Annotated in this window: 15 protein-coding genes and 1 pseudogene; 7 read left to right on the forward strand and 9 right to left on the reverse strand. The window is 39.9% G+C overall.

The features are described 5' to 3' along the window. The first annotated feature begins 5 nt into the window (after positions 1-5). From LLY41_RS12970 to LLY41_RS12985, 4 genes and pseudogenes are all read left to right on the forward strand, one after another. Positions 6-941: a phosphotransferase gene (locus tag LLY41_RS12970; protein ID WP_304585555.1), complete on the forward strand. Its 936-nt coding sequence runs from the start codon at positions 6-8 to the stop codon at positions 939-941. A gap of 118 nt (positions 942-1059) precedes the next feature. Beyond that, on the forward strand, positions 1060-2937 hold the full coding sequence (htpG, locus tag LLY41_RS12975) for a molecular chaperone HtpG (protein ID WP_304585556.1): 1878 nt from the start codon (positions 1060-1062) through the stop codon (positions 2935-2937). 176 nt (positions 2938-3113) lie between these two features. Further along, positions 3114-3599, forward strand: coding sequence for a hypothetical protein (locus tag LLY41_RS12980; protein WP_304585557.1), 486 nt, complete (start codon positions 3114-3116; stop codon positions 3597-3599). Further along, positions 3556-4918 (forward strand): annotated as a pseudogene (locus LLY41_RS12985) (amino acid permease). Before LLY41_RS12980 ends, LLY41_RS12985 begins: the two are co-directional and overlap by 44 nt. Before the next feature lie 78 nt (positions 4919-4996). Here LLY41_RS12985 and LLY41_RS12990 read toward each other — a convergent pair. The 3 genes from LLY41_RS12990 to LLY41_RS13000 all read right to left on the reverse strand — a co-directional run bounded on the left by LLY41_RS12990 (position 4997) and on the right by LLY41_RS13000 (position 6349). Then, positions 4997-5854 carry a DUF421 domain-containing protein gene (locus LLY41_RS12990; RefSeq protein WP_304585558.1) on the reverse strand — a complete coding sequence of 286 codons (858 nt, stop codon included), beginning with the start codon at positions 5852-5854 and terminating at the stop codon, positions 4997-4999. A 20-nt stretch (positions 5855-5874) separates the two neighbouring features. Then, positions 5875-6081, reverse strand: a complete 207-nt coding sequence (locus LLY41_RS12995) for a DUF1657 domain-containing protein (RefSeq protein ID WP_304585559.1) — start codon at positions 6079-6081, stop codon at positions 5875-5877. Positions 6082-6145: 64 nt separating this feature from the next. Continuing rightward, entirely contained in the window at positions 6146-6349 is a 204-nt protein-coding gene (locus tag LLY41_RS13000) for a DUF1657 domain-containing protein (protein ID WP_048010071.1), read from the reverse strand. A 234-nt stretch (positions 6350-6583) separates the two neighbouring features. Here LLY41_RS13000 and LLY41_RS13005 point away from each other — a divergent pair, with 234 nt between their 5' ends. From LLY41_RS13005 to LLY41_RS13015, 3 genes are all read left to right on the forward strand, one after another. After that, positions 6584-6880 carry a hypothetical protein gene (locus LLY41_RS13005; protein ID WP_304585560.1) on the forward strand — a complete coding sequence of 99 codons (297 nt, stop codon included), beginning with the start codon at positions 6584-6586 and terminating at the stop codon, positions 6878-6880. A gap of 91 nt (positions 6881-6971) precedes the next feature. Continuing rightward, on the forward strand, positions 6972-7757 hold the full coding sequence (locus tag LLY41_RS13010) for an LAGLIDADG family homing endonuclease (RefSeq protein ID WP_304585561.1): 786 nt from the start codon (positions 6972-6974) through the stop codon (positions 7755-7757). A gap of 30 nt (positions 7758-7787) precedes the next feature. Beyond that, complete coding sequence (locus LLY41_RS13015; RefSeq protein WP_304585562.1) at positions 7788-8159, forward strand: rRNA methyltransferase; 372 nt, start codon at positions 7788-7790, stop codon at positions 8157-8159. Positions 8160-8536: 377 nt separating this feature from the next. Here the strand turns inward: LLY41_RS13015 and LLY41_RS13020 are convergent, their stop codons facing one another. The 6 genes from LLY41_RS13020 to parE form a co-directional block, all read right to left on the reverse strand. Next, positions 8537-8674, reverse strand: a complete 138-nt coding sequence (locus tag LLY41_RS13020; RefSeq protein WP_304585563.1) for a hypothetical protein — start codon at positions 8672-8674, stop codon at positions 8537-8539. A 99-nt stretch (positions 8675-8773) separates the two neighbouring features. Continuing rightward, on the reverse strand, positions 8774-9247 hold the full coding sequence (locus LLY41_RS13025; RefSeq protein WP_095242695.1) for a staygreen family protein: 474 nt from the start codon (positions 9245-9247) through the stop codon (positions 8774-8776). Positions 9248-9322: 75 nt separating this feature from the next. Then, positions 9323-10084, reverse strand: a complete 762-nt coding sequence (locus LLY41_RS13030; protein WP_095242694.1) for a YybI family spore inner coat protein — start codon at positions 10082-10084, stop codon at positions 9323-9325. Between the two features lie 104 nt (positions 10085-10188). Next, a complete protein-coding gene (locus tag LLY41_RS13035) occupies positions 10189-11619 on the reverse strand; it encodes an alanine/glycine:cation symporter family protein (RefSeq protein ID WP_304585564.1) in 1431 nt (476 codons plus the stop codon). 345 nt (positions 11620-11964) lie between these two features. Beyond that, positions 11965-14409 carry a DNA topoisomerase IV subunit A gene (gene parC, locus LLY41_RS13040; RefSeq protein ID WP_304585565.1) on the reverse strand — a complete coding sequence of 815 codons (2445 nt, stop codon included), beginning with the start codon at positions 14407-14409 and terminating at the stop codon, positions 11965-11967. Beyond that, positions 14406-16388: a DNA topoisomerase IV subunit B gene (parE, locus tag LLY41_RS13045; protein ID WP_304585566.1), complete on the reverse strand. Its 1983-nt coding sequence runs from the start codon at positions 16386-16388 to the stop codon at positions 14406-14408. The genes parC and parE overlap by 4 nt, the downstream gene beginning before the upstream one ends. Between the last annotated feature and the right edge of the window lie 46 nt (positions 16389-16434).

The raw sequence follows: 16434 nt of genomic DNA on the forward strand, positions 1-16434 counted from the left end.
AAAGCTTGTTTACTAATATTGTGACTGCAAACGGGACACTAAATGACCGTTACATTTTAAGGAGAGAGAATTTATATCAGGGCTCGAACGGCCGGTTTGTCGAGCGCTTTTTTATTGATGAAACCAAGAGCTATATTTTTAAACCTCTTACAAACAATACTCAGCTTGGAAAAGAAGTATGGATTTTCGAAAATGTATTGGCAGAACTGCCGCTAAAGTTTCCAAAAATCCTGTCGTATTCCGTTCAGACCACACTAAGCAATAATTGGATTATCTTAGAAGATCTTGGCACCATCACACATACTTTTGATTCTAAGATTGCAATCGAACTAACTGTTTTAATGGCCAAATGGCACTCTTTACCCGCCGAGCGGTTTTCCAATACAAAGCTGAGTGGCCCTAAACCGGCTATTGAGGAAATGGCGAACCATATTCTGCAGAACAAAGAGAAGGTTTTTACTATTTTCAGGTTACACAATATTTCAGAACGATTAGGAAGCATCCTTTTCAGCGTATGTAGCTCAAAATCCTTTTCTGCTGTGAAGGTTCTTTGCCATGGGGATTTGCACCAGGGGAATTTTGGGTATGCGGACGGTAAGACGGTGGTTCTGGACTGGGAACATTGCCACTTAAACATACCTTATTGGGATTTATTTCATTTAATCGATATGTCACATCCGGATTTCCCTAAGCCTGATGACCATACTTTACGAAATAAGATTCTGGACTGTTATTGCGAGGAATCTCAAATCTCTGTTCCTGACAGGGTGAAATTCAAACAGGAATATTATTTATTTTCAGCTGTTTTTTCTGCTTGGATGATGCTGTTAATACAATTAGATTTGGACAATCAGTGTGCGAAATGGACTTCCGAACAGCTGTCGAAGCAATTAAAAGAAACAATACGCAATCTTGTTGAATGTGCGGAAGAAATCATTTAGAAAGAAAGTAAGTTCAAGCTAATTGACAGAAATCAGCTAATATGATATTTAAATATTGTTTAGCACTCTAAAGGTTTAAGTGCTAATGCAATAAAGAACGGTAAGGGGAGAGACTAACATGGAAACGAAACAGTTTCAGGCAGAATCCAAGAGATTATTGGAAATGATGATTAACTCCATTTACTCTCAAAGAGAGGTGTTCCTGAGGGAGCTTATTTCCAACAGCAGTGATGCCATCGATAAGATCTACTACAAAGCACTTACAGACGATTCTTTAACGTTTGACAAAGACAGTTACTACATAAAAGTCGTTCCTGATAAAGAGAACAGGACATTAACAATCAAAGATACCGGCATTGGCATGACTAAGGAAGAACTGGAAAACAACCTGGGTGTCATCGCCAAAAGCGGTTCTCTCGCTTTTAAGAGAGAAAATGAGATTAAAGATGGCCATGATATTATTGGCCAATTTGGAGTAGGATTTTATGCTGCTTTCATGGTTGCAGATGTTGTAACTGTGATCAGCAGAGCACTTGGCAGTGAGCAGGCCTACAAATGGGAATCCCATGGTGCTGAGGGGTATACGATTACTCCATATGATAAAGAAGCGGTCGGCACTGAAATTATCTTAAAAATTAAAGAAAATACAGAAGATGAAAGCTATGATGAGTACCTTGAAGAGTACCGTTTAAAGTCGATCATAAAAAAATACTCTGATTTCATCCGCTATCCTATTAAAATGGATGTTAAGGTAAGTAAGCCTAAAAGTGATGCCGAAAACGAGTATGAGGAAAATATTGAAGAGCAGGCCATTAACAGCATGGTCCCAATCTGGCGAAAGAATAAAAGTGAACTGACAGACGAGGATTACGAAAAGTTCTATCAGGAAAAGCATTATGGCTTTGACAAGCCGGTAAAGCATATCCATATAAGTGTGGATGGTACAATCCGCTATAATGCGATTTTATATATTCCTGAGAATATTCCATTTGACTATTACTCAAAAGAATATGAAAAAGGCCTGGAGCTTTATTCAAATGGCGTCTTAATCATGAATAAGTGTGGAGATCTTCTGCCTGATTACTTCAGTTTTGTCAAAGGGATGGTGGACTCCGAAGATTTATCACTTAACATCTCAAGGGAAATGCTCCAGCATGATCGGCAGCTGAAGCTTATTGCGAAAAACATCAGCAAAAAGATTAAAAATGAACTGCAGCAGCTGATGAAAAATGAGCGGGAAAAATATGAGCAATTTTATAAGTCATTTGGAAGACAATTAAAATATGGTGTATATAGCGACTTCGGAAACCATAAAGATACACTCCAGGATTTATTGATGTTCTATTCTTCAACAGAAAAGAAATTGGCATCACTTGATGAATATGTATCCCGAATGAAGGATGACCAGAAATATATTTATTATGCTGCTGGAGAGTCAAACGAAAGAATCGAAAAGCTTCCACAAACCGAACTGGTGGCGGATAAGGGTTATGAAATTCTATACTTTACAGAAGATATTGATGAGTTCGCCATAAAAATGCTGATGTCTTATAAAGAAAAGGAATTTAAGTCAGTCTCAAGCGGTGATCTCGGCATCGGGAATGAGGAAGAAAAAATAACAGAATCTGAAGAAAAAGAGCATAAGGAATTGTTCAGCAGCATGAAGGAGATTTTATCAGGAAAAGTGACAGATGTCCGGATTTCCAAAAGACTTAAAAGCCATCCGGTTTGCCTGACTGCAGATGGCGAAGTCACCATTGAAATGGAAAAGGTCCTCAGCAGCATGCCTGACAATCAAAATGTAAAAGCAAATAAGGTTTTGGAAATCAATTCAAACCATGAAGTCTTCCAGGCCTTAAAAAATGCATTGGAAAATGATAAGGAAAAGTTAAGTCTCTTTACAAACCTCCTATATAACCAGGCTTTGCTGATTGAAGGCCTGCCAATCAGCGACCCTGTCGAGTTTACGAATGATATCTGTAAGGTCATGATCTAATAACTATCCAAACAGCCCGATTCAATTGGGCTGTTTTTTGTTTTCCAGGAATATTTTATGGACTAATAAACACACTAAGCAATATTGAAGAACTATGCTTGCATGGCAATTAAGAAGAACTATCTCCCTGATAAAAGGAGAAAAAATACATTCTATAAATCGGGAAGGAGATTAACATGTCTGTTTTCGTTTACCAAACATTTGAAGTGAAGCAGGATAATTTCGTTGAAGCTTTAAAAAATCTGAGGATGATCCAAAGCTTTCGGAACGAAAATTACCAGCACAAGGTTGAGCTATTATCGCCAATATCAGGAGATGATCATACTTATGCTTTTCTTTCTACATATGAGGGTCTTGCTGAAATGGAATTGCAAAACAAAAAAATGTTTGAAGATGAGGAATACAAAAAGCTGATCGAGCAATTCTTCCTGGAGGATATCGTACAGGGGAGCATGCACACTCAGCTGTTCCGATCTGTAACTGGTTTAAAAAGCGACAGTTCTGAAAAAAGAAATAAGAATTATGGCAAATTTCCATGTGTCATTGAAACGGAAGCCGATCATCATCTGAATCGGCTTATTTTTTTGCCAGTATGCGACGCAAAAAGGGAGGTACATCATGGATTTTTTTCTTCCAAGCGGCAATTCCTCGAAAGAAAGTGAATCAGGTGATTTAAAATGGTGGCAATTATCACTGATTGGTGTGGGCTGCACCATCGGGACCGGATTTTTTCTGGGGTCTGCCATTGGAATCAAGATTACAGGACCAGCCATTGTTTTTTCATTTATATTAGCGGCTATTGGAACCTATATAGTCTATAATCTTTTAGCTAAAATGACTGCAGAAGACCCTCAGGAAGGATCTTTCTGCTACTATGCCAATAAAGCGTATGGGAAGTGGGCAGGATTCAGCTGCGGCTGGAATTACTGGTGCTCAAATATATTAATTATGGGGAGTCAGTTAACCGCACTTTCCATTTTAACAAGATTCTGGCTGCCGCATGTCCCGCTTTGGATTTTTGCAGCGGGCTATGCTATTCTTTCGATTATTGTAGTCCTAACAGGAAGCAAAGGCTTTGATAAGGCAGAAAACCTCTTTGCAGTTATTAAAACTGCTGCTATCATCATGTTTATCATCCTGGCTTTTGCTGCATTGGCAGGGATAATGGATGGAGATGTCAAACATCCGGGATTCCCGGGTCTGCCGGTGACTGGTTTCCAGAGGGCTTTAAAGGCTTTTGGTCATCTTTAATATATGCGTTCTATGCATACGGAGGAATTGAAGTCATCGGGCTGATGGCTACCAGGTTGAAAAAGAAAGAAGATGCCCCCAAAGCCGGCATTATCATGCTGATCGTCCTGGTCATCATTTATGTCATTTCACTTGGCTTAGCCGTATACATGGCTTCACATGGGGAATTTAATGAAAAAGAAAGTCCGTTTGTGACTGCCATGGAACATTATAACCTGGACTTTTTCCCCACGTTTTTAATGCAGCCATCATCATTGCCGGCTTCTCTACCATGACAGCTTCACTGTTTGGAGTAACATCATTGCTGGTTACCCTAGCAAATGATGGCGATGCGCCAAATCTTTTTTCAAAAAAGATAAAAAAGTGGAAGGACCTGCCGCTGCCATCGCTGTCACTTGCCACAGCGGGTTTAATAGCGTCCATTGTAACTGCGCTGCTTTTGCCGGGAAAAATCTATGAATACATTACCACTGCTGCAGGGATCATGATTTTATTTAATTGGTCTTTCATCATTATTTCGGCGCTGCGGATTTTGGAGAACAAAATATTTGGCAAGCTCCTTGCCATTGTTGGACTGATCCTAATCCTTGCTGCAGTCAGCGGAACATTACTGGAAAAATCAATTCGATTCGGTTTCTTCGTAAGCTTACTATTTGTGGCATTAATAGCGGTTGCAGCTCTGATTATGCAAAAGGCAGTATGGAAAAAGGAAAGCAAAGGAACCTGTTAAAAACAAACACCAAATTTCTGGTGTTTGTTTTTTGATGGGTGGAAGAAAGAAGGAGGGAGGGAGGGAAGGCAGAATATATTACTTTAGGTATGGAGTCAGTTTTTGAATAATCCGATTCAGCTTTTCTGTATTTCTTTCATAGATTCTCTGTGCACTTTTTGAATCAGTCTGCAATGAAAATATCTCCAGGTCCGCTGCACACTTCTTAATCATGGCCAGAAGCAGAGGACGCTGTTGGGGTGCAGGAACCTTAATTGAATCATCATATACATCCACTGTTAAGTCACCAAAAGAATCAATTTGTCCTAAAAAAATATTTTCCTGAGTGAGGCCTAATTTCTCTATCTCAGCTTTCAGCCATTTTTTGTTTTTTCCTGATCCGGCCAATGGATCGTTTAGAATGTTACCATCCATAATAACCGTTTGCGGTTCTTTTTCCTGAGGCAGGTTCAATTGAAGATCTTTTGGAGTGAGCGGCTGGTTTTCCTTCTTCAGCATGATGCTCAGGTCACCACGAGGCTCCAGAACTGCAAACTCCACATCGGCTGCCTTAAAGACATTTTTTTGGCGGAGCAGGGAGGATAGGTCATCAATAGAGTATCTTTCTTTTTTTAAGTTGTCTTCCAGAATCTTTCCATCTTTAATAAATATTGTCCCTTTTCCTTCAAAGAAATCGCGGAAGCTTTTGCTCTTTAAGGCTAGAATATCAGCAAATAATGTAACAAGACCAAAGATCATAATAGAAAGAATTCCGCTTGCCCAATGGTTGTCTAAGCCCATAATAATTTCACCGGCTATACTCCCAATGGTGATGCCTGATACATATTCAAAAAAAGAAAGCTCTGAAATTTGTTTTTTCCCAATCATTTTTGTAATAACAAACAAAACACCCGCAAACAGTATAGAACGAGCACCAATCAGCAGCCACTCCGGCATAATTTCATCTCCATATTTAATTAATTTGGTTTATATTGAGGCTCCTCAAACTCAATAACCTTTTTTCTGTTTTCCAAATCATTTTTTATTTCGCTAATCTCCAGCATAGATTCATGAAAAAGACGTTTAGCTTCTTCGTCCATTGAAGTTAATGCAAGACTGGATAATTGTGCTTCGATAGAACGTATTGCTGCAAGACATTGACTGACATCAGAAGCAATGGTCATTGAGAAGATCACACCATTCATAAGAGTTTTAGATAAAACTGCGGCTGAAAGCCAGCAATTTGATTTATTGATTATATTGAGGTTCTTCTTTCTGAATCTCCTGAAGCCTTGGTTCAAGGCTATCAATGATGGATTGTGTCTGCTGGGCAGCGCTTTGGTACAGCTGCTTAGCATTTTGATTATCGGTTGCAAGAGCAAAGGTTTCAAGGCTTGCCTGAGCGCTTTTTAACCCTGCAATGGCTTGTTTTACTTGAGTTCCAACTGTCATTGTCTTACCTGCTTTCTGCATTAATAAATCACACGTGTATTTTGGCTTTTTTCAACTTTTATATGTGATAAGTCTGCTGATTTTTGCTGGGTATACAAGAAGTATTTGTTTAACTGGCGTTAAGAGAACCATCAAAAAAATTGCCAGCATATTTGCATTCCACTAAGTGAAAATTAAGAACCGGATGATTAAAATCTCATCCAAATTCGTTTTATAATAAGGGAGTGCTTGCAGTTGAATAACTGGATTTCAGCGCTTTTCAATAATATGGGGAATATACGCAGGCCAATGATGAATATGTTTGGCGTAAAAAGAAAGAGCAACTGGGGTTGGCTATGGGGATCGCTCATCAGCATAGTGCTGAGCACAGCAGCGGTAGCTTTTACACGAAGCCGAAACCACAACGCCAATATGCATCCCATGCAGCAGATCATGAACAAATCAAATATGAACAATGCTTTTAAGAACCAAAACCTGTCAGCACTCACTGAAATGGCAGATGAGCTTGGTTTTGAGAAGAAGAAACAATAAATGGAAATGCCCACATGTTTGTGGGCGTTTTTTATTTATTAACAAAAGGGAACGTATGTTTGCTATAATGTAATAAAAAGGAGGGAATAGAATGCGTAATTCTGATATAGATGATAAACAGATAATAAATATGTATAAAAGCGGAATGAGTTTTAAGGAAATGACAAAAATTATAGGTTTAAGCGACAGAGCCATTCGCAATGTACTATATAAACATAAAATAGTTATGAATCGGAGCCGTTCATCTGGACAACCCAGAAAGAATATGGTTAATGAGGATTTCTTTAAGACATGGTCTAATGAAATGGCATGGGTCTTAGGGTTAATAATTACAGACGGGTGTATAAATAAAACTATAAACACAATAACTCTAACTCAGAAAAATGAAGATATATTAAGATTAGCCGCAAAGTATATGGAAGCAGACTATATCCTGGCACCTGGAGGAAAAAATAAAGCAACTCCGACATTAGTCATTAATTCAAAAAGAATAAAAAATGATTTGTTAACGATAGGTATTACAGCAAATAAATCATTGATCGTTCCATTTCCCGAAGTTCCAGAAGAATATATGCCTCCTTTTATAAGAGGCGTAATAGATGGAGATGGATGGGTGCAGAAAAAAGGGTATGTAATGAACATTACAACAGCAAGCCAAACATTTGCCAAAGGCTTACTAACTGTTTTTCAAAATTGGAAATTAAGAAGCGAAATAACCATTGAAGTGAGCAGCACAGGAAACCTCATATATCGAGTATGGGTAAAAGGAAAAACCTATCTTCCTTTGCTTGCAAATATTCTATATAATGATGCTGTTGAGCACTTGGAATCACAAAAGAAGACAAATATGCTGATACATTCGACCTTAAATAATTAATTAACCATTGTATAGGAGGCGGGCTTAATAATGTGGGAATTAGTAAACGGCAAGTTAATTCAAAAAACTGATGAATCCAGAGTAAAATTCCGTACAAATATAAGTAAGGCTGTACTTAATCAATTAGAAACTCTATCAGCAGAACATGACACTCATATTAACTATCTGCTTGAAAGTGGACTTCAAGAAGTCTTGAATCATGATTTTATTACATATGATAAAAAAACTCGGCCAAAGGATCGAGTACAATACAAAACAACCTACGATAAAGTTTTATTGGAACAAGTTAAAGATTTCGCTAACAACCATGGACTTTTTATAAATGATGTTATTGAATACAGTGTACGTTTTATCAATCTGGAGAAAATAAAAAACAGCAGCTATAAGAACAGGGTAGAGTAGCAGATGCTGCATTATTCTTAAATTATATTTCAACGCCCCGAACATAATATATATTATAGGAAGTAATGAAATGAAATAAAAACGCTGTCTCATTATCAAAGTATACTTAAGATAGTGAGACAGTACTGAAATTTTCATCAAATTTATTCTAATTGTTTAATTTACATTTATAGAATTTTAAAATGAATTTTCAGCTGAAATTATTTACTGCCAAAATTCATTTTCACTAAACTCCTGGGTTTTATGTTCGATGCTCCAGCTTTATTAGTTTAGTCCTTATTTAACAGACATTCTGATCATTAATAAGCCCTCTTATAATTAATACTTATATCAACTAGTTTACATAATACATTTACGCGCAACCTTAATCAGAGCTCTTATTCACTATCCTGTGTACTATTAAAGAACATTTCTTCCTGATCTTTATTCTCTATTTTATTGTCATTTTCTTTTTTACCCATTTTTCCATCAGATTCATAACTTAATTCAAATGTTTTTTCTGGTTCCTTCTTCATTTTCAATCGCTCCAGTGTTTATATGATTTGGTACAGCGTCTTTTACGTTAATAAAATGCGTTTTTATCACAGCGCAAACGCATGTTCGAGTTATGTGTATCACACTGGCATCAGTGCGGCAGTTAAATACTTTCTTGGTGTCCCATAATAAATCAGCTTGCTGAATTCCGGATATACAGATTCAAAGTATATAAAGATTGGCGAATCAAGCAGCCATGGATAGTTGGAGTAAAATGACCGGTCACCATAGACCATGGCTGTCAGCGCCAGATCCAATTCTTTCTGGAAAATGAGAAACCTTATTTTCGAGTATTGCTGATCAAATTCCCCGCTGCTGATATACACCCTCCCGCTCAGAACATACTGCCCCATTTGAGGTATCCATTCAGCAAAAACTTCATCACGGAATTTAGTGTTAATTGCACTAAAATCATAGCATCCGCCTATTGCCAAAAATAACTCTCCAGTTGCATCTGAGTGTGTAAGTGTATATTTCCTGCTGTCTACGGGTCTGAATTCCGTCGCAGGAGGCAAATATTTTACCGACAGCTTAGATGGATTAAATTTGCTCACATGAAGGCCCCCTATACAAATTTCCTTATGCCCAGTATATGGGAGCATTAAAGAAACGTGACAAATGCCCAGTCACTAACGCTTACGGGAATTCATTTTCATGACTTTGGTGTCTTTTAAATTCCACTTCCCATCTTCATACAGCCAAAATGACTCTACAAAGGCAATGGTATCTGCATTATAGGCCCCGCTTATTCTTTGAACACCCATTAATCCCTCTTTCCCTTCAACAGGGATGATCTTCAAAGTGCTATAAGGATTTACCATAAGCTCAGTTGGCTCGCTAAGCTTGCCGTTTACATACAGACCGAGCCGTTCATATTCTTCACTCCGGTCCCTTAAATCGAACGTATACGATTGTTTTGTATCCTGGATGCTGATATTCGCTTTGTAGCCATTTTCAAATTGACTATTGATTACTAAAGGATCTGGAACGGAGAGGTCAACCAGCTTAAAGTCCTTCAAAGTATATAAATAAAAATTCGACAGACCTCCGCTTCCGCCAGTTGGAATACTAATATACATATCCTTGATTGAATCACGGTTTAAATCTTCAAACTGTATTTGAGGTTCATATCCCCCCTCAAGCTCCGCTTTATACGTATTGCCGTCTGACGCCTTTACTTCAAGTGAAATCTCCTTTAAAAATGAAGCGCCTTCCTCATAATATACACCTTTAATATAGACAGTGTCCGCCTTATTATCACCGGTGACATCCACTTTATCTTTTGACAGCGTTACAGTCTTTTGTTCTTGTTCACCAGCATATACACCGGTTATAGCGGATAAAGACATAAAAAAGAAAGCCGCAAACGCAAAAAGCAATTCCTTCTTCATTTACGTATCCTCCCTATTTTTTTATTATCTTGCCCAATTTTGGAAATAACATGTAAAATCAAAAAAACCTCCTATCCTAAGGATAAGAGGCTGTAATAAATACATTATTTAGCTTCTTTTTTTAAAGCACTTTCTTTTGTTTCCCAGGATTCAATCCCTTTTAGACCTGGGATAGAATCAGCATAAAACACAGGGTCTTTTCCTTCTTTCCTCTGTGCCTTATAATCATTCAAAGCGGCATAGGCAACTTTTGCAAGCAAAATAATCGCTATAAAGTTAATGATCGCCATTAAGCCCATAAATAAGTCAGCAAGGCTCCAAACGATGGCTAAATCAACTACTGATCCGAAGATAACCATTCCAATTACAGCCATGCGATAAGTAAAGAGCGCAGTGCGGCTCTCTTTAATAAATTCAATATTGGTTTCTCCGTAATAATAATTTCCAATAACCGAAGTAAAGGCAAATAGGAAAATAGCAACTGCAATAAAGATAGGTGCCCATGATCCAACATGTGTGCTGAGGGCTGCCTGAGTCAATTCTATACCAGTAAGATCAGAATTCGCATAATCACCTGAAAGCAGGATAATAAACGCAGTAGCAGAACAGATTAAAATGGTATCCACAAAAACACCAAGTGTCTGTATTAATCCCTGTTTTACAGGATGGGAAACGGCTGCTGTTGCCGCTGCATTTGGTACACTACCCATTCCTGCTTCATTTGAGAATAGACCTCTTTTAATACCCATCATGACAGCTGCCCCCATTGCTCCGCCTGCAGCCTGATCAATCCCAAAAGCACCCTTAACAATGCTGACAATCAGATTAGGAATTTCAGTAATGTTCATGATGACAATAACGATAGCAACAGCTAAGTAGATAACCGCCATGATCGGAACAACAACTTGAGAGACATACGCAATCCGTTTAACACCGCCGAAAATGATAGCCGCCGTTAATACCGCCAATACAATTCCGATTGTTAAACGGCTGGTGCCAAACGCTTCATTAAACGCTAAAGAGATGGTGTTCGATTGGACGGAGTTAAAAACCAATCCGAAACAGAATGTAATAATGATTGCAAAAATGATCCCCATCCAGCGTTTGTTAAGGCCTTTTTCCATATAGTAGGCAGGACCTCCGCGGAAACCATCCTTATCTTTGACTTTGTAAATCTGGGCAAGAGTACTTTCAATAAAGCTTGAAGCTCCCCCGATAAATGCGATAAGCCACATCCAGAAGACAGCGCCCGCTCCCCCTGCAGCAATTGCAGTTGCTACACCGGCAATATTACCTGTACCAACACGGGAGGCTGCACTAATAGTGAAGGCCTGAAAAGATGATATCCCTCTTTTGCCTTCAGCAGATACCATTGCTTTATCACCCAATATTCTGAACATTTCACCAAAATATCTAAATTGAACAAACCTGCTTTTAAAGCTGAAAAATAAACCAAGAATAATTAATGCGGCAATCAAAATGTACGTCCATAAAAGATCATTTAGAAAGCCTACGATTGTTTCCAATAAACTCATACTGTTCCCCCTTGATATTATTTATTATCTTGCAAAAACAACACACTCCTTATAATCTATCAAAAGAATTTTTAATAGACAAGTCGAATATTCATTCGCAGGAGTGGAAATTCAATATAAACCTTGATTTCATGCGAATTATAATGGATTTTTTAACAAGGTAATTAAATATTTTTAATCGCTTTCATTTAAACTAGTATAAACTTTTTATACAATTAAACTTTCATAAGAATAACATTATTCAAACTATTTTGGATTCAGTTTTATATAAATAAATGATCTATACACCGAAATTTATCGTTTCAGCAGACGAATAAACCCCTGTTTTCACAGGGGCTCTTAATTCTATTCAGTTGCATTGACGGCATTTTCTGCCTCAGCCTTCCAAATGCATTTTGCTTTGCCGCTTTCGGAATCATCAATGATGAACGATCCATTTGAATAGCGGTCATTAAAGCGGATTGCCGAAGCATTAACTGCTTCTATATGGCCTTTTTCTGTTTCAATGTATAAACTATCTTTACTGCGGACAATTACACACCCGACAATACGATGAGGGTTTGATTTCAATTCACGAAGCATCACTACGCCTCTCTTGGCACGTGAGGTCCGTTCAAATTCAGTCAGCTTCATTTTTTTAATGGAGCCCCGCTGTGTAACAATCACAACAGCCTGCTCTTTCTGGTCCTCTATAAGCTGAGCGCCTGTGACAAAGTCGCCGTCTTTGAGATTGATGCCTTTTACACCGGCAGCCCTTGCCCCTACAATGCTGACCTCTTCCTCATGGAACCAGAGGCCATATCCCTGGTGGGTCGCAAGGAAAATTTCCTTCGTGCCATCAGTTAAATAAACGTCAAGAACTTCATCATTGCCCTTTACATTGACAGCAACCAGGGGTTTAGAATATCGCTGCGCCTTATATGACTTCAGTTCGGTTTTCTTTACCATGCCGTTCTTCGTCATGAAGAGAAGAAATTCTTCTGTCTCAAAATCCTTTACAGAAATGGCCCGGACAATCGATTCATTCCGGTCAATCGGAATGATATTGGCAATATGCTGACCGAGGTCTTTCCAGCGGATATCCGGCAGCTGATGAACCGGGCAATACAGATAGTTGCCTTTATTCGTAAATACAAGGAGAACATCGGTTGTATTCATATCAAGCTGGGCAATAATTCTGTCTGAATCCTTCATGCCGAAATCCTGTCCGTTAGATGCTGCAAACGATCTCTGGCTGGTACGCTTGACATAGCCTTCCTTTGTTACCGTTACAATAACATCTTCACTCGCTACCAGAACTTCAAGATTGATCTTGATTTCCTCGATTTCCGCTTCAATTCTGGTACGGCGTTCATCCGCAAAGCGCTTTTTAACATCCCGTAACTCTTTTTTAATAACCGAGAGCAATTTTTTCTCGCTTTCGAGAATAGCTTTAAGCTCGCCGATTAGCTTAGCAAGCTCCTCAGCCTCTGCTCTTAATGCGGTAATATCTGTATTGGTTAAGCGGTATAGCTGCAGGGAAACGATTGCTTCTGCCTGAGGTTCAGTGAACTCAAACTTTGCAATCAGATTATCTTTCGCATCCCGTTTATCTTTGGAAGCACGGATCGCTGCAATCACTTCATCCAGGATAGAAAGAGCTTTCATGAGTCCCTCAACGATATGCTGGCGCGCCTCGGCTTTTTGCAGCTCATACTGGGATCTGCGTGTAACGACTTCTTTACGATGGCCTATATAAGCATCCAGCAGCTCTCGTAACCCCATTAATTTCGGATGGCGATTGTGAATGGCGACCATATTGAAGTTATAGGGAATCTGCAGGTCACTGTTTTTGTACAGGTAGTGAAGCACTCCTTCAGGGTCTGCATCCTTTTTTAACTCGATTACAATGCGAAGGCCGGTCCGGTCTGTTTCATCACGGACTTCAGCAATACCTTCCACTTTCCGGTCAAGGCGGAACTCATCAATCTTCTTAACCAGATTTGCTTTATTCACTTCATATGGAATCTCAGTGATGACAATCTGTTTTTTCCCTCCGCGCAAATCCTCAAATTCAGCCTTTCCGCGGACAATAATTTTGCCTCTTCCTGTTTCATAAGCCTTTTTTATTCCATCGACTCCCTGGATTATGCCTCCTGTAGGGAAATCCGGACCTTTGATATGCTCCATCAGATCATCTATCGAACAATCAGGCTTATCCATCCGTAAAATAACACCATCAATAATCTCATTTAGGTGATGGGGCGGAATATCAGTTGCATACCCCGCAGAGATGCCTGTTGAGCCATTGACAAGCAAATTCGGATAAACTGCCGGCAAAACGGTTGGCTCACTGGACGTGTCATCAAAGTTCGGAATGAATTCAACGGTTCTTTTCTCAATATCTCTCAGCAATTCGGAAGAAAGGGGAGATAAACGGGCTTCTGTATAACGCATGGCTGCCGGGGGATCTCCATCGATGCTCCCATTATTTCCGTGCATTTCCACAAGAAGGTTACGGACCTTCCAATCCTGGCTCATCCGCACCATCGCATCATAAACTGAAGTATCGCCATGCGGATGATAATTGCCGATTACATTCCCGACTGTTTTAGCGGACTTTCTAAAGCCCTTTTCATGTGTGTTTCCTTCTACGTGCATGGCATAAAGTATCCGTCTTTGAACGGGCTTTAGCCCATCACGTGCATCTGGAAGAGCACGATCCTGAATAATATATTTACTATAACGCCCAAAGCGGTCGCCTAATACATCTTCAAGAGGAAGGTCACGGAATTTTTCAGCAGAACTCATGAGTCAACACCCTCCTCCTCTAGTACTGAAATATTTTCATTTTCAAGTATGCTTCCATCTTCTTCAAGGCCGAATGCCACATTCGATTCGATCCATTTGCGGCGGGGTTCAACCTTATCACCCATCAAGGTGGTTACACGGCGTTCAGCTCTGGCTGCATCATCAATTTTAACGCGGATCAATGTGCGCGACTCCGGATCCATAGTTGTCTCCCACAGCTGGTCGGCGTTCATTTCCCCGAGCCCTTTGTAGCGCTGCAGCATATAGCCTTTACCCACTTTTTTAATGGTATCCTGAAGGTCATCATCACTCCAAGCATACTCGATCACTTCTTTTTTGCCTGACCCTCTGCTGACTTTATATAAAGGAGGCAGCGCAATGAATACCTTCCCCGCTTCAAGCAGCGGTTTCATATACCTGTAAAAGAACGTGAGCAAAAGCACCTGGATATGCGCTCCATCAGTGTCGGCATCTGTCATGATGATTACCTTATCATAGTTGACATCATCCAGATTAAAATCCGCGCCAACACCCGCCCCAACAGCATGGATAATGGTATTGATTTCTTCATTTTTAAAGATATCCGCAAGCTTTGCTTTTTCTGTATTGATTACTTTACCTCTAAGCGGAAGCACAGCCTGAAAACGCCTGTCACGGCCCTGTTTGGCAGACCCTCCGGCAGAATCACCCTCAACCAGATACAATTCATTTCTTTGAGGGTTCCGGGATTGGGCCGGAGTCAGTTTTCCGGAAAGCATTGCTTCTGATTTTTTCCGCTTTTTCCCGCTTCTTGCTTCCTCACGTGCTTTGCGGGCCGCTTCTCTTGCCTGGAAAGCTTTTACCGCCTTTTTAATTAAAAGAGAGCTTGTCTCAGGGTTTTCTTCAAGGAAATAAGATAAATGCTCGGAAACAACTGAATCAACAGCAGAACGTGCTTCACTGGTCCCCAGCTTGCCTTTCGTCTGTCCCTCAAACTGCAAAAGCTCCTCTGGAACACGAACAGAGATGATCGCAGTGAATCCTTCACGCAGATCCGCTCCATCCAGGTTTTTATCCTTTTCCTTCAGAAGATTCACTTTGCGGGCATATTCATTAAAAGCTCTCGTCATCGCAGTTTTGCTCCCTGCCTCATGCGTTCCGCCGTCCTTTGTGCGGACGTTGTTGACGAATGAAAGAACATTTTCCGAGTAGCCATCATTGAATTGAAAAGCAAAATCCACTTCAATTGAATTGCTTTCGCCTTCAAAGCTTACGACAGGGTGCAGAACATCCTTTTCTTCATTTAAATATTCTACAAATGCTTCTATGCCGTTTTCGTAGTGAAAAACGTCATGAAAATCATTACGCTCATCTATGATTTCTATTTTCATTCCTTTTAGAAGGAAAGCAGATTCACGAAGACGCTCACAAAGCGTTTCGTAATTATATGTGGTTGTCGAGAAAATCGACGGATCCGGCTTAAAGTGAATGGTAGTCCCTGATTGATTTGTCTTGCCGATCTTTTCCAATGTGGTCACCGGCTTGCCGCCCAGCTCGAAACGCTGTTCATATACAAAGCCGTCACGTTTAATTTTAACCACAAGCCATTCGGAAAGGGCGTTGACAACAGATGCACCAACACCATGAAGCCCGCCGCTCGTCTTATAGCCTCCCTGGCCAAACTTTCCCCCGGCATGAAGGACAGTTAATATGACTTCCGGAGTCGGCTTGCCCATTCTATGCATTCCTGTAGGCATACCGCGTCCTTTATCTTGTACACTAATAGAATTATCTTTATGTATTCTGACAATGATATGATTCCCGTAACCTGCCAGTGCTTCATCGACAGCATTATCGACAATCTCATATACAAGATGGTGCAAACCTCTTGCATCCGTGCTTCCAATGTACATCCCAGGGCGTTTCCTAACTGCTTCAAGCCCTTCGAGTACCTGTATGGCATCATCATTGTAGTCAAAAGCTTCCTGATTTCTTGCCACGAACATACCCCTTTCATTTCCTGCAAAAACACTTGCCGCCGAAATC

The sequence above is a fragment of the Cytobacillus firmus genome (assembly GCF_023612095.1).
Classification (GTDB): Bacteria; Bacillota; Bacilli; order Bacillales; family Cytobacillaceae; genus Cytobacillus.

Excerpts from the sequence above, each read along its gene's own strand:
- htpG (WP_304585556.1), top strand. The coding sequence starts at position 1,060 with ATGGAAACGAAACAGTTTCAGGCAGAATCCAAGAGATTATTGGAAATG.
- LLY41_RS12980 (WP_304585557.1), top strand. The coding sequence starts at position 3,114 with ATGTCTGTTTTCGTTTACCAAACATTTGAAGTGAAGCAGGATAATTTC.
- LLY41_RS12990 (WP_304585558.1), bottom strand. The coding sequence starts at position 5,854 with ATGCCGGAGTGGCTGCTGATTGGTGCTCGTTCTATACTGTTTGCGGGT.
- LLY41_RS12995 (WP_304585559.1), bottom strand. The coding sequence starts at position 6,081 with ATGACCATTGCTTCTGATGTCAGTCAATGTCTTGCAGCAATACGTTCT.
- LLY41_RS13000 (WP_048010071.1), bottom strand. The coding sequence starts at position 6,349 with ATGACAGTTGGAACTCAAGTAAAACAAGCCATTGCAGGGTTAAAAAGC.
- LLY41_RS13010 (WP_304585561.1), top strand. The coding sequence starts at position 6,972 with ATGCGTAATTCTGATATAGATGATAAACAGATAATAAATATGTATAAA.
- LLY41_RS13015 (WP_304585562.1), top strand. The coding sequence starts at position 7,788 with ATGTGGGAATTAGTAAACGGCAAGTTAATTCAAAAAACTGATGAATCC.
- LLY41_RS13020 (WP_304585563.1), bottom strand. The coding sequence starts at position 8,674 with ATGAAGAAGGAACCAGAAAAAACATTTGAATTAAGTTATGAATCTGAT.
- LLY41_RS13030 (WP_095242694.1), bottom strand. The coding sequence starts at position 10,084 with ATGAAGAAGGAATTGCTTTTTGCGTTTGCGGCTTTCTTTTTTATGTCT.
- LLY41_RS13035 (WP_304585564.1), bottom strand. The coding sequence starts at position 11,619 with ATGAGTTTATTGGAAACAATCGTAGGCTTTCTAAATGATCTTTTATGG.
- parC (WP_304585565.1), bottom strand. The coding sequence starts at position 14,409 with ATGAGTTCTGCTGAAAAATTCCGTGACCTTCCTCTTGAAGATGTATTA.